The organism is Streptomyces sp. NPDC001351 (assembly GCF_042896045.1).
Taxonomy (GTDB): Bacteria; Actinomycetota; Actinomycetes; order Streptomycetales; family Streptomycetaceae; genus Streptomyces.
In genome coordinates this window covers 1,018,202-1,031,769 of the sequence record NZ_JBIAWS010000001.1, presented here as the reverse complement: position 1 = coordinate 1,031,769, position 13,568 = coordinate 1,018,202, and the positions used below count along the sequence as shown (strand labels likewise).

12 protein-coding genes are annotated in these 13,568 nt (G+C 70.6%); 9 read left to right on the top strand and 3 right to left on the bottom strand.

Annotation, left to right across the window (positions count from 1 at the left end; genetic code table 11):
- The first annotated feature begins 98 nt into the window (after positions 1–98).
- The 4 genes from ACFY1U_RS04715 (at position 99) to ACFY1U_RS04700 (ending at position 3,843) form a co-directional block, all read left to right on the top strand.
- Positions 99–959: an aminoglycoside N(3)-acetyltransferase gene (locus ACFY1U_RS04715; protein ID WP_390692669.1), complete on the top strand. Its 861-nt coding sequence runs from the start codon at positions 99–101 to the stop codon at positions 957–959.
- A 10-nt stretch (positions 960–969) separates the two neighbouring features.
- Positions 970–1,893: an ABC transporter ATP-binding protein gene (locus tag ACFY1U_RS04710; RefSeq protein ID WP_390692668.1), complete on the top strand. Its 924-nt coding sequence runs from the start codon at positions 970–972 to the stop codon at positions 1,891–1,893.
- A gap of 145 nt (positions 1,894–2,038) precedes the next feature.
- The gene (locus ACFY1U_RS04705; protein WP_390692847.1) at positions 2,039–2,755 is read left to right on the top strand and encodes an ABC transporter permease; all 717 of its coding nucleotides are present in this window, start codon (positions 2,039–2,041) and stop codon (positions 2,753–2,755) included.
- Positions 2,756–2,850: 95 nt separating this feature from the next.
- On the top strand, positions 2,851–3,843 hold the full coding sequence (locus tag ACFY1U_RS04700; RefSeq protein WP_390692846.1) for a heme A synthase: 993 nt from the start codon (positions 2,851–2,853) through the stop codon (positions 3,841–3,843).
- 22 nt (positions 3,844–3,865) lie between these two features.
- On the opposite strand, the gene ACFY1U_RS04695 is transcribed toward ACFY1U_RS04700, so the two are convergent.
- The 3 genes from ACFY1U_RS04695 to ACFY1U_RS04685 form a co-directional block, all read right to left on the bottom strand.
- A complete protein-coding gene (locus ACFY1U_RS04695; RefSeq protein WP_390692667.1) occupies positions 3,866–4,972 on the bottom strand; it encodes an amidohydrolase family protein in 1,107 nt (368 codons plus the stop codon).
- A gap of 60 nt (positions 4,973–5,032) precedes the next feature.
- Entirely contained in the window at positions 5,033–5,365 is a 333-nt protein-coding gene (locus ACFY1U_RS04690) for a hypothetical protein (RefSeq protein WP_390692666.1), read from the bottom strand.
- A gap of 84 nt (positions 5,366–5,449) precedes the next feature.
- Positions 5,450–6,403, bottom strand: coding sequence for a heme o synthase (locus ACFY1U_RS04685; protein WP_390692665.1), 954 nt, complete (start codon positions 6,401–6,403; stop codon positions 5,450–5,452).
- 356 nt (positions 6,404–6,759) lie between these two features.
- Here ACFY1U_RS04685 and tkt point away from each other — a divergent pair, with 356 nt between their 5' ends.
- Genes tkt through pgl form a run of 5 tightly spaced genes read left to right on the top strand, consistent with a single transcriptional unit; the run spans position 6,760 to position 13,403 of the window.
- The gene (tkt, locus tag ACFY1U_RS04680) at positions 6,760–8,847 is read left to right on the top strand and encodes a transketolase (RefSeq protein ID WP_390692664.1); all 2,088 of its coding nucleotides are present in this window, start codon (positions 6,760–6,762) and stop codon (positions 8,845–8,847) included.
- Between the two features lie 33 nt (positions 8,848–8,880).
- Positions 8,881–9,999 carry a transaldolase gene (gene tal, locus ACFY1U_RS04675; protein ID WP_390692663.1) on the top strand — a complete coding sequence of 373 codons (1,119 nt, stop codon included), beginning with the start codon at positions 8,881–8,883 and terminating at the stop codon, positions 9,997–9,999.
- Positions 10,000–10,003: 4 nt separating this feature from the next.
- Entirely contained in the window at positions 10,004–11,527 is a 1,524-nt protein-coding gene (zwf, locus tag ACFY1U_RS04670; protein ID WP_390692662.1) for a glucose-6-phosphate dehydrogenase, read from the top strand.
- Positions 11,524–12,624 (top strand): glucose-6-phosphate dehydrogenase assembly protein OpcA, encoded by a 1,101-nt coding sequence (gene opcA, locus ACFY1U_RS04665; protein ID WP_390692661.1) that lies wholly within the window; start codon positions 11,524–11,526, stop codon positions 12,622–12,624. The genes zwf and opcA overlap by 4 nt, the downstream gene beginning before the upstream one ends.
- Positions 12,621–13,403 (top strand): 6-phosphogluconolactonase, encoded by a 783-nt coding sequence (pgl, locus tag ACFY1U_RS04660; RefSeq protein ID WP_390692660.1) that lies wholly within the window; start codon positions 12,621–12,623, stop codon positions 13,401–13,403. The genes opcA and pgl overlap by 4 nt, the downstream gene beginning before the upstream one ends.
- The last annotated feature ends 165 nt before the right edge of the window (positions 13,404–13,568 follow it).

The window sequence follows — 13,568 nt, the reverse complement described above, 5'->3', positions numbered from 1 at the left end:
AGGCACCCCTAACCTGACCTGCGGAAACGATCTTTGATCGATCAAAGCGGTGCCAATTCGGTGGCGCCCCGGGGCCCCTTCGGGAACACTCCCCAACCATGCCGACACCCCCTCCGACCGGCCCTCTTGTCACCCGCGACACGGTCGCAACCCAGCTTCGCCTGCTGGGCGTCGAGACCGGCGAGATCCTTCTCGTGCACTCCTCCCTCAGCAGCCTCGGCTGGGTGTGCGGTGGTGCCGTCGCGGTCGTCCAGGGACTGCTCGACGCGGTCGGCCCGGAGGGCACGCTCGTCGTCCCGACCCAGACCGGCGACCTCTCGGACCCGGCGCTGTGGGCGAACCCGCCGGTGCCCGAGGAGTGGTGGGAGCGGATTCGGGCCACCATGCCCGCCTACGACCCGCTGGTCACGCCCTCACGCGGGGTCGGCGTGATCCCGGAGACCCTGCGCACCTGGCCGGGCGCCCGGCGCAGCGCGCACCCGCAGACCTCCTTCGCGGCCCTCGGCCCGCGCGCGGCGGAGATCGTCGACGGCCACGCGACCGACTGCCGCCTCGGCGAGCGCAGCCCGCTGGCGCGGCTGGAGGCGCTGGGCGCCCGGGTGCTGCTGCTCGGCGCCGGGTACGGCTCGTGCACCAGCTTCCACCTCGCCGAGTACCGGATACCGTCGCCGCTCGTCGCGGTGGGGCGCCCCGCGCCCGGGGGCGGCTGGGAGACGGTGACGGAGGTGTCGATCACCTCCGAGCGGTTCGACGAGCTGGGGTACGACTTCGAGCGGGACCGTGCCGTCGTACGCGGGAAGGTGGGCGCCGCCGAGGTCCGGCTGTTCCGTGTGGCGGACGCGGTGGCGTACGCGGAGCGGTGGCTCGCGGTGCACCGGTCCCGTGAGGACGAGATCCCCGCACCCCCTGGGAGTGGAGATCCTGCACCCGCCCGCCCGGGCCGTGGAAGGCGTACCTAGACTCTGGCCCATGCGAAGTGAGCCCGTGGTCCAGGTTCAGGCCCTGGTGAAGCGGTACGGCACCAAAACCGCTGTGGACGGCCTCGACCTGGTGGCCCAGGCGGGCGTGACCGCCGTACTCGGCCCGAACGGCGCGGGCAAGACCACGACCGTCGAGACCTGCGAGGGATACCGCAGACCGGACTCGGGCACCGTGCGCGTCCTGGGGCTCGACCCGGTGCGGCAGGCGCGTCAGCTGCACCCGCGCATCGGCGTGATGCTGCAGTCCGGCGGCGTCTACTCGGGCGCCCGGGCGGACGAGATGCTGCGGCACGTGGCGAAGCTGCACGCCGACCCGCTGGACGTGGACGCCCTGATAGAACGGCTCGGCCTCGGCTCCTGCGGCCGTACGACATACCGCCGCCTCTCCGGCGGCCAGCAGCAGCGCCTCGCGCTCGCGATGGCCGTGGTGGGCCGCCCGGAGCTGGTGTTCCTGGACGAGCCGACCGCGGGCCTCGACCCGCAGGCCCGGCACGCCACCTGGGACCTGGTCCGCGACCTGCGCGCCGACGGCGTCTCGGTCATCCTCACCACGCACTACATGGACGAGGCCGAACAGCTCGCCGACGACGTCGCGATCATCGACGCCGGCCGGGTCATCGCCCAGGGCTCCCCGGAGGAGCTGTGCCGAGGCGGCGCCGAGAACACGCTCCGCTTCACCGGCCGCCCCGGCCTGGACGTGGGCTCCCTCCTCAAGGCGCTCCCCGCGGACTGCTCGGCGGCGGAGCTGACCCCGGGCTCCTACCGGGTCGTCGGCAAGGTCGACCCGCAACTGCTGGCGACGGTGGCGTCCTGGTGCGCACAGCACGGAGTGATGCCGGACAAGATCTCGGTCGAACGGCACACCCTCGAAGACGTCTTTCTGGAGCTCACCGGCAAGGAGCTGCGCTCATGAATCGGGCTCACACAACGATCTGCTGGGGGTCCGGGGGTTACCCCCCGGGAAGACACAGCCTGGAGCTCACCGGCAAGGAGCTGCGCTCGTGACTACGGCCACCGGTACGTACACGCCGAAGCCCGGCGCGACCCCCCTCCCCCGCATGATCGCGGCCCAGGCCGCGCTCGAGACGAAGATGCTGCTGCGCAACGGCGAGCAGCTCCTGCTGACGGTCGTGATCCCGACCCTCCTGCTGGTCCTGTTCAGCTCGGTGGACATCGTCGACACCGGCGCGGGCAAGTCCGTCGACTTCCTCGCCCCCGGCATCCTGGCGCTGGCCGTGATGTCCACGGCGTTCACCGGCCAGGCGATCGCCACGGGCTTCGAGCGCCGCTACGGCGTCCTCAAGCGCCTGGCCTCCTCGCCGCTCCCCCGCTGGGGCCTGATGACCGCGAAGACGGCGTCGGTGCTGGTCACGGAGATCCTCCAGGTGATCCTCCTGACGGTGATCGCCTTCGCGCTGGGCTGGTCGCCGCACGGAAACCCGGCCGCGGTCCTGTTGTTGCTGATCCTGGGCACGGCGGCCTTCTCCGGCCTTGGTCTGCTCATGGCGGGCACGCTGAAGGCGGAGGCGACGCTGGCCGCCGCCAACCTGGTCTTCCTGCTGCTGCTCGTGGGCGGCGGTGTGATCGTGCCGATGGACAAGTTCCCGCAGGGGGCGCAGGACGTGCTGGGGCTGCTGCCCATCTCGGCGCTGTCGGACGGGTTGCGGGACGTGCTGCAGCACGGGGCCGCGATGCCGTGGGGTGACCTGGGGATTCTGGGCGTGTGGGCGGTCGTGGGGCTCGCGGTGGCCGGCAGGTTCTTCCGCTGGGAGTAGCCCCCAGCAGTGGGGGGACGTGGGGGGACAGGGACTTCACGGACCCTCGTGAACGCGTGCACAAGCGGCCCGCCTACGATGGGCCCGTGCCAAACGTGACCCGCGCCGACGCCGTGGCGGCCCTGCGCAACCCGCTCTCCTTCATCGCCGGACGCTGGACCCCCGAGCCCCGGACGGTCCAGCGGTCGGCTCTTTCCGCGCTCGTCATGTCGGTGGTCATCGTGGTCACCGGCGGTGCGGTGCGGCTGACCGGCTCCGGGCTCGGCTGCCCGACCTGGCCCAAGTGCACCGCGACCTCGCTCGCGCCCACGGGCGAGATGAACTTCCACAGCGCCATCGAGTTCGGCAACCGCATGCTGACGTATGTGCTGTGCGCCGCCATCGGCTGGGCGATCGTCGCGGCGCGCTCGGAGAAGCCATACCGGCGCAGCCTGACGCGTCTGGGCTGGGCGCAGTTCTGGCTGGTCATGAGCAACGCGGTGCTCGGCGGCGTCGTGGTCCTGGTCGGCCTCAACCCGTACACGGTCGCCGCCCACTTCCTGCTCGCCTCCGCGCTGATCGCGGTCGCCGTGGTGATGTGGCAGCGCACCCGTGAGGGCGACGGGGCGCCCCGCCCGCTGGTCGGCAAGCCGGTGCAGCAGATGGTGTGGTTCCTGGTCCTCGCCACCGTGCTGCTGATCGCGGTGGGCACGGTGGTCACCGGCGCGGGACCGCACGCGGGCGACTCCAAGGAGGTCGAGCGGATCCCGATCGACTGGGAGACGGTCGCCAAGCTGCACGCGGTGCTCGCGTGGATCGTGGTGACGCTGACCTTCGCCCTGTGGTTCGTCCTGAAGGCGGTCGACGCCCCCAAGGACCCGCTGGCCCGCACCCGCGAGCTGTTCCTGGTGCTGCTCGCGCAGGGCGTCATCGGCTATGTCCAGTACTTCACGCACCTGCCCGAGGTGCTCGTCGGACTGCACATGTTCGGCTCCTGCCTGATCTGGATCTGGGTGCTGCGGGTGCTGCTGGCCCTGCGGGAGCGGCCGGAGGCGGTTGTCGGCCTGCCCGGCCCCTCGACCGAGGTGACGGTGGGCACGCGGGCCTGACCGGTCCGCGTCCCGGTAGGGCTCACCCCAGCCCGTACACCCGGCGCGCGTTTCCCGCCGCCACCATCCCCGCCACCCGCTGGGCATCCGCAAGCGACCACGCCCCCTCGGCGACCCAGCCGCCCAGGACCCGCCCCAGGGCCTCACGGAACAGTCGTGCCCCCACGACGTGCAGTTCGGGCAGGCCATGGGCGCCGCTGGAGAAGAGGATCTTGCCGAAGGGGGCCAGTTCCAGGGTCTCGGCGAGGACGGTCGCGGCGCGGGCGCCGGTGCGGACCAGGGCGGCGCCCGAGTCGGCGTAGACGTGCGGGAAGGCGCCGGCCAGGTGGGCGGCGTGGCGGTGGTAGGGGTAGCCGTGCAGCAGGACGAGGTCGGTGCCCAGGCCTGCCGTCGCGCGGACGAAGTCCGTGAGCAGCACCGGGTCGGTGCGGTCGATGCGCTGGCCCGGTTCGCCGAGGCCCGCGTGGAGCTGGAGCGGCAGGCCGGAGGCGACGGCGATCCACAGCAGGTGCCGGAGGAGTACGGCGTCGGTCAGCTCGCCGCCCACCCTGCGCCGGGCCAGCCACCGGCCGGCGGCGCCCCGCACCTCCCCCGGCCCCGGCGGCTCGGGCGCGAGCGCCAGACCGTGCCGTACGCCCGCGACCGAGGTGAAGGCCACGGCGTTCGCGGCCGCGGCGTGCACCGATTCGGCGAGGTTGGCGAGGAAGGACTCCACGGTGCCGGAGGTGTCGGCGACCTGTTCGGCCAGTAACTCCAGGCGGACGATCTCGCGGGCCTCCGCGGCCCCGGCGGACGCCAGCTCCGAGGGCCCGGTCAGATCGCCGGGCAGCCCCGTGTCGACCAGATACGTCGTGATGCCGCTGCCGCGCAGCAGCCTGCGGCCCGTTTCCAGTACGCCGAGTTCACGACGGCGGGCGAGATAGCGGGCGGGCGGACAGTGCGGTTCCAGGCCGAGCAGCGGAGGGCACCAGCGTCGTACGGCGAAACCGGTCTGTGTGTCGAAGAGGGTGGTGCCGGGCGCGGGCGGGCCCTCGGTGCGGGACAGCTGGGCCTCGAAGGTGCCGAGGCCCAGCTCCGTCCTCAGTACGCCGTGGCAGTACTGGTCCACGAGGGACGGCGTTTCGATCATCCGGACTCCCCGTGTACTGGCCCATGGCTTCGTCACAGGGCCTAACGGGTGAACCCGGCACTAGGTGTTGCTGGGACCGCCCACCTGGATCCCCGCCATGCGCGTCCACTCGTACCGGCCCGTCCTCACCTTGGCCGCGAACTCGCCGTCGAAGTCCTCGTGGACGGTGATGCCGGCCTTCTCCACCGCCTTCTCGGCCAGCTCGTACGAGGGCGCCACCAGGTCGCCCCAGCCGCCGTCCTCGCCGACGAGGACGATGCGCGCGCCGCGCTCGCCGATGTAGGCCACCTGGCCCTCGGCCCCGCCGTGCGCCTTGGAGAAGGCGCTGATCTGCTTGGCGAGCCGGGCCACCTTGCGCTCGGCCTTCGGGTCAACCTGCTGAGTCTCTGCCATGGCCAGGATGCTACCGACGGGTAGATCAAACGGCGACGGGCGGGGTGCGTGGCCTTGACCACGCACCCCGCCCGTCTGCGGCCACTAGCGCAGGAAGGGGTCCACCGCGACGGCGACGAACAGGATCGACACGTAGGTGATGGACCAGTGGAACAGGCGCATCTCCTTCAGCTTCGCGCCCGTCACCTCGGCCTTGGCCCGGTTCTGCAGGCCGTGCGCCTCCCACAGCCAGAAGCCGCCGGCCGCGAGGGCGACCACCGTGTAGAGCCAGCCGGTGTAGCCGAGCGGGGTGGGGAGCAGCGAGACCAGGACCATCACCCAGCTGTAGATGACGATCTGCCGGGCGACGACCTTGTTGGAGGCGACGACCGGGAGCATCGGCACGCCCACGCGCGCGTAATCCTCCTTGACCTTCATGGACAGCGGCCAGTAATGCGCCGGTGTCCAGAAGAACATGACGAGGAACAGGATGATCGGCGCCCAGGACATCGAGTTCGTGACCGAGGACCAGCCGATGAGCACCGGCAGGCAGCCGGCGATGCCGCCCCACACGATGTTCTGCGAGGTACGGCGCTTGAGGATCATCGTGTAGACGACCACGTAGAAGAGGAGCGCGCCGAGGGAGAGCCAGGCGCTCAGCCAGTTGACGGTGAAGCCGAACAGGAGCGTCGAGACGACCGCGAGGGTGATGCCGAAGGCGAGGCACTCGCGCGGGCTGACCATGCCGGTGACCAGCGGGCGCTGCGAGGTGCGGTCCATGAGGGCGTCGATGTCGCGGTCGATGTACATGTTCAGCGCGTTGGCGCCGCCCGCCGAGAGGTAGCCGCCGACGCAGGTGAGCAGCACCAGCGTCAGGTCCGGCACACCCTGCTGTGCAAGGAACATCACCGGAACGGTGGTGATGAGCAGCAGCTCGATGATCCGCGGCTTGGTGAGCGCCACGAACGCCTTGACACGGGCCCCGAACGGCCGGTGACTCGAGCTCCTGCTCTCCCCCAGCACACCCGCTGGACGGGATTCGACGGCCGTCACGCACACCCCTACAGAGACATCCCAGCAAGCCTCACCCGTGTGAAGTCCCGGTAAAGGCTCGCGCGTACCACGCCACTGTAGACGTTGCCCATACCCCGGCCTTCGCGGGGGTGGGGTCGTGTTGGGAGGGGCCGTACAGAAGCTCGTTCGAGAGCTCGATTGAGCACTCGGATGAGCCGCTCCGTATTCAGTTGCCGAATGCGATCTGCCCAGTCGGGAGGCGGATCCCCCGTAGGCCCGGCAGTCTGGAATGACTCGAAAAATTGCACGTACTTACAGGGGTAGGCTCGACAGCGGCCGGTGGGCGTCCAGTGCGCCGGCATTCGACATGCGTGACATGTGGAGAGGAGCCCTGACTCAGGGTGAGCACCAAGCCGACCACCACAGACCTCGAGTGGACCGAGTTGGACCAGCGGGCCGTGGACACCGCCCGCGTCCTGGCCGCCGACGCCGTACAGAAGGTCGGCAACGGCCATCCGGGTACGGCGATGAGCCTGGCGCCCGCCGCCTACACCCTCTTCCAGAAGGTGATGCGGCACGACCCCGCCGACCCGGACTGGGTCGCGCGCGACCGCTTCGTGCTGTCCGCCGGCCACTCGTCCCTGACCCTCTACACGCAGCTCTACCTGGCCGGCTTCGGCCTGGAGCTGGACGACCTCAAGGCCTTCCGCACCTGGGGCTCGAAGACCCCGGGCCACCCGGAGTACGGCCACACCAAGGGCGTCGAGACGACGACCGGCCCGCTCGGCCAGGGTGTCGCCAACGCCGTGGGCATGGCGATGGCCGCCCGTTACGAGCGCGGCCTGTTCGACCCGGAGGCCCCGCAGGGCGAGTCCCCGTTCGACCACTTCGTCTTCGCGATCGCCGGTGACGGCTGCCTGCAGGAGGGCATCTCCGCGGAGGCCTCCTCGCTGGCCGGCCACCAGAAGCTCGGCAATCTGATCCTGCTGTGGGACGACAACCACATCTCGATCGAGGGCGACACCGAGACGGCCGTCTCCGAGGACACCGTCAAGCGCTACGAGGCCTACGGCTGGCACGTCCAGCGCATCGCCCCGAAGCCCGACGGCGACCTGGACCCGCACGCCATCTACAACGCGATCGAGGCCGCGAAGCAGGTGACGGACAAGCCGTCCTTCATCGCGATGCGCTCGATCATCGCCTGGCCCGCCCCGAACGCGCAGAACACCGAGGCCGCGCACGGCTCGGCGCTCGGCGACGACGAGGTCGCGGCCACCAAGCGCGTCCTCGGCTTCGACCCGGAGCAGTCCTTCGAGGTCTCCGACGACGTCATCAAGCACACCCGTCAGGCGCTGGAGCGGGGCCGCGAGGCGAAGGCCGAGTGGGAGAAGTCCTTCCAGCTGTGGCGGCAGAACAACCCCGAGCGCGCCGCCGATTTCGACCGCATCAACGCGGGTGAGCTGCCGGCCGGCTGGGAGGACAAGCTCCCCGTCTTCGAGCCGGGCAAGGGTGTCGCGACGCGTGCCGCCTCCGGCAAGGTGCTGCAGGCGCTGGGTGCGGTCATCCCCGAGCTGTGGGGCGGCTCCGCCGACCTCGCCGGGTCGAACAACACGACCATCGACAAGAACAGTTCGTTCCTGCCGGCGGACAACCCGCTGCCGGAGGCGAACCCCTACGGCCGCACGATCCACTACGGCATCCGCGAGCACTCCATGGCCGCGGAGATGAACGGCATCGCGCTGCACGGCCACACCCGTATCTACGGCGGCACGTTCCTGGTGTTCTCCGACTACATGCGTAACGCCGTGCGTCTGTCGGCGCTGATGCACCTGCCGGTGACGTACGTGTGGACGCACGACTCCATCGGTCTCGGCGAGGACGGCCCGACGCACCAGCCGATCGAGCACCTCGCGTCTCTGCGTGCCATCCCGGGCCTGAACGTGGTCCGCCCGGCCGACGCCAACGAGACCGCGATCGCCTGGCGCGAGATCCTCAAGCGGTACACCAAGGAGTTCGGCAAGGGCGCCCCGCACGGCCTGGCGCTGACCCGTCAGGGAGTGCCGACGTACGAGCCCAACGAGGATGCCGCCAAGGGTGGTTACGTCCTGTTCGAGGCCGAGGGCGGCGAGGCGCAGGTCATCCTGATCGCCACCGGTTCCGAGGTGCACGTCGCCGTCGAGGCGCGCGAGCAGCTGCAGGCCGACGGGGTGCCGACGCGGGTCGTGTCCATGCCGTCCGTGGAGTGGTTCGAGGAGCAGGACCAGGGGTACCGGGACAGCGTCCTGCCGCCGCAGGTGAAGGCGCGGGTCGCGGTCGAGGCGGGCATCGGTCTCACCTGGCACAAGTACGTCGGGGACGCCGGTCGCATCGTTTCCCTGGAGCACTTCGGTGCTTCCGCCGACGGCAAGGTCCTCTTCCGCGAGTTCGGGTTCACTGCGGAGAACGTGGCCGCCAAGGCCCGGGAATCCCTCGCCGCCGCCCAGCGCTGACGCCCATATACGACACGTAGGAGATGTAATTCCATGACAGACGCACTCAAGCGCCTCTCCGAAGAAGGCGTCGCGATCTGGCTGGACGACCTGTCGCGCAAGCGGATCACGTCCGGCAATCTCGCCGAGCTGATCGACCAGCAGCACGTCGTGGGCGTCACCACCAACCCGACGATCTTCCAGAAGGCGATCTCCTCGGGCGACGGTTACGAGCAGCAGCTCGCCGACCTCGCCGCCCGCAAGGTCACCGTCGAAGAGGCCGTCCGTATGATCACCACGGCGGACGTCCGGGACGCCGCCGACATCCTGCGCCCGGTCTTCGACGCCACCGACGGCCAGGACGGCCGCGTGTCGATCGAGGTCGACCCGCGTCTGGCCCACAACACCAGGGCGACGGTCGCCGAGGCCAAGCAGCTGGCCTGGCTGGTCGACCGCCCGAACACGCTCATCAAGATCCCGGCCACCAAGGCGGGCCTGCCGGCGATCACCGAGGTCATCGGCCTCGGCATCAGCGTCAACGTCACGCTGATCTTCTCGCTGGAGCGCTACCGCGAGGTCATGGACGCCTACCTCTCCGGCCTGGAGAAGGCCAAGGAGCGCGGCCTGGACCTCTCCCTGATCCGCTCGGTCGCGTCCTTCTTCGTGTCCCGTGTGGACACCGAGATCGACAAGCGGCTCGACGGCCTGGGCACCGACGAGGCCAAGGCGCTGCGCGGCAAGGCCGCCGTCGCCAACGCGCGCCTCGCCTACCAGGCGTACGAGGAGGTCTTCGCCTCCGACCGCTGGAGCAAGCTGGAGAACGCGGGCGCCCGCAAGCAGCGTCCGCTGTGGGCCTCCACCGGTGTGAAGGACCCGGCCTACAAGCCGACCCTCTACGTCGACGACCTGGTGGCGCCGAACACGGTCAACACCATGCCGGAGGCCACCCTGCAGGCCACCGAGGAGCACGGCTCGATCACCGGCAACACCGTCGCCGGCACCTACGAGCAGGCCCGCGCCGACATCGACGCCGTCGAGAAGCTCGGGATCTCGTACGACGACGTGGTGCAGCTCCTCGAGGACGAGGGCGTCGAGAAGTTCGAGGCGTCCTGGAACGACCTGCTCAAGTCGACCGAGGCGGAGCTGGAGCGCCTCGCCCCCTCGGAGGGCTGAAACTTTGTCGAGCAGCAACCCGCTGCGTGACCCCGCCGACCGACGGCTCCCGCGTATCGCGGGGCCGTCGGGCCTGGTCATCTTCGGGGTCACGGGCGATCTGTCACGGAAGAAGCTCATGCCCGCCGTGTACGACCTCGCCAACAGGGGTCTGCTGCCGCCGGGCTTCTCCCTCGTCGGCTTCGCGCGCCGCGAGTGGCAGCACGAGGACTTCGCGGCCGAGGTCCACGACGCCGTCAAGGAGCACGCCCGTACGCCGTTCCGTGAGGAGGTCTGGCAGCAGCTCATCCAGGGGATGCGCTTCGTGCAGGGCACCTTCGACGACGACGACGCCTTCGAGCGGCTGCGCGGCACCATCGAGGAGCTCGACAAGGCACAGGGCACGGGCGGCAACTTCGCCTTCTACCTCTCCGTGCCACCGCGCTCCTTCCCCGTGGTCATCCAGCAGCTGAAGAAGCACGGCCTCGCCGATCAGACGGGCGGCTCCTGGCGCCGCGCGGTCATCGAGAAGCCGTTCGGCCACGACCTGAAGTCGGCCGAGGAGCTCAACAAGGTCGTCCACGAGGTCTTCGCCCCGGACCAGGTCTTCCGCATCGACCACTACCTGGGCAAGGAGACCGTCCAGAACATCCTGGCGCTGCGCTTCGCCAACACGATGTTCGAGCCGATCTGGAACCGGTCCTTCGTGGACCATGTGCAGATCACCATGGCCGAGGACATCGGCATCGGCGGCCGGGCCGGTTACTACGACGGCATCGGCGCCGCCCGTGACGTCATCCAGAACCACCTCCTCCAGCTCATGGCGCTCACGGCCATGGAGGAGCCCGCCTCCTTCGACGCGGACGCGCTGGCCGCCGAGAAGACCAAGGTGCTCGGCGCGGTACGGCTGCCGAAGGACCTGGGCCGGGACACCGTGCGCGGCCAGTACGCGGCAGGCTGGCAGGGCGGCGAGAAGGCGGTCGGGTACCTCCAGGAGGAGGGCATCGACCCCAAGTCGAAGACGGACACGTACGCGGCCATCAAGGTCGAGATCGACAACCGCCGTTGGGCGGGCGTCCCGTTCTACCTGCGCACCGGCAAGCGCCTGGGCCGCCGCGTCACCGAGATCGCGGTCGTCTTCCAGCGGGCCCCGCACTCCCCCTTCGACCACACGGCGACGGAGGAGCTCGGCAAGAACGCGATCGTCATCCGCGTCCAGCCGGACGAGGGCGTGACGGTCCGCTTCGGTTCGAAGGTGCCGGGCACCTCGATGGAGATCCGTGACGTGTCGATGGACTTCGCCTACGGCGAGTCCTTCACCGAGTCCTCCCCGGAGGCGTACGAGCGTCTGATCCTGGACGTCCTGCTCGGCGACTCGAACCTCTTCCCGCGCACCGAGGAGGTCGAGCTGTCCTGGAAGATCCTCGACCCGATCGAGCAGTACTGGGACCAGAACGGCAGGCCCGCCCAGTACCCCTCCGGCACCTGGGGGCCCGTCGAGGCGGACGAAATGCTCGAGCGAGACGGACGGAGCTGGCGCCGGCCATGAAGATAGACCTCACGGACACCACGGCCAGCAAGATCAACAAGGCGCTGGTGCAGGGCCGCCGTGCCATCGGCACACCGGCCGTCGGCATGGTGCTCACGCTGGTCATCGTGACGGACGAGGAGAACGCGTACGACGCCCTGAAGGCCGCGAACGACGCCTCGCACGAGCACCCCTCGCGCACCCTCGTGGTCATCAAGCGCGTCTCGCGCTCGCCCCGCGACCGTACGCAGTCCCGGCTGGACGCCGAGGTGCGGGTGGGCGCGGACGCGGGGACGGGCGAGACGGTGGTGCTCCGTCTGTACGGCGAGGTCGCGGACCACGCCCAGTCCGTCGTCCTGCCCCTGCTGCTGCCGGACGCCCCCGTGGTCGTCTGGTGGCCGGTGAACGCGCCGCTCGACCCGGCGAACGACCCGCTGGGCGCGCTCGCCCAGCGCCGGGTGACCGACACGTACGCCGCGGAGCAGCCGGTACGGGAGCTGTCGGCCCGCGCCGACACGTACACCCCCGGCGACACCGACCTGTCCTGGACCCGCATCACGCCCTGGCGTTCGATGCTGGCCGCCGCGCTCGACCAGGTCACCTGCGAGGTGGAGGCCGTCGAGGTGGAGGGCGAGGAGTTCAACCCGAGCTGCGAGCTGCTGGCGATGTGGCTCGCGGACCGGCTGGACGTGCCGGTGAAGCGGTCGCTGTCGAGCGGGCCGGGCCTCACGGCGGTCCGCATGGCGACGGACACCGGCCAGATAGTCCTGGACCGGGCGGACGGAGCCCTGGCAACCCTGTCCATCCAGGGCCAGCCGGACCGTGCGGTGGCGCTGAAGCGGCGTGAGACGGCCGAGCTGATCGCGGAGGAGCTGCGGCGGCTGGATCCGGACGACACCTATGCGTCGGCGCTGCGGTTCGGGGTGGACCGGCTGAACCCTTCGCTGCCCACGGCGGACCTCTCGGAGGCCGTGGCCCCCAAAGGGGAGGCCGTGGCTCCCAAAGGAGAAGAGGCCGCCGTCGAAGCCCCCGAGGAAGCTTCCGCACCGCAGGCGGAGGCGGAGGCGCCGGTGAACGACGCGGCGGAGAACAAGGCGACGAAGGCGGCGGCGAAGTGAGTACTCCGCAGCTGGTCGTGCACCACGACAAGGAGCTGATGGCGCAGGCCGCCGCGGCCCGGCTCATCACGAAGGTCGTGGACGCGCAGGCCTCCCGTGGCTATGCGTCCGTGGTCCTGACGGGCGGCCGCAACGGCAACGGCCTGCTGGCCGCCCTCGCTGCCGCTCCGGCCCGGGACGCGATCGACTGGGGCCGGCTCGACCTGTGGTGGGGGGACGAGCGCTTCCTGCCGGAGGGCGACCCGGACCGCAATGTCACGCAGGCCCGGGAGGCCCTGCTGGACTCCGTCCCGCTGGATCCGAAGCGGGTGCATGCCATGCCGGCGTCGGACGGTCCGTACGGGGCCGATGTCGAGGCGGCGGCGGAGGGCTATGCGCAGGAGCTGGCCCTGGCGGCCGGGCCGGAGAACCACGGTGCCGTGCCGACCTTCGACGTCCTGATGCTGGGCGTGGGCCCTGACACCCACGTGGCCTCGCTCTTCCCGGAGCTGCCCGCGGTGCGGGAGACGGAGCGGACGGTGGTGGGCGTCCATGGCGCGCCGAAGCCACCGCCCACCCGGGTCACGCTCACCCTGCCCGCCATCCGCGCGGCCCGCGAGGTGTGGCTGCTCGCAGCAGGGGAGGACAAGGCGGAGGCGGCCGCGATCGCCCTGTCCGGCGCCGGTGAGATCCAGGCCCCGGCAGCGGGCGCGACGGGCCGGCAGCGCACCCTGTGGCTGCTGGACGCGGCGGCGGCTTCCCAACTGCCGCGGTCCCTGTATCCGCCGGCTTCACCCTGAGGCACCCCGGACCCCCGCTCCTCAAACGCCGGAGGGGCTGAATTTGGCTCAGCCAACTCAGCCCGTCCGGCGTTTGAGGACGAGGCCGTTCAGGCCGAAACGGGGGTCTGGGGGCGAAGCCCCCAGGGGACGGGAAGGGGCAGGGGCGGCGGGGGCGAAACACCC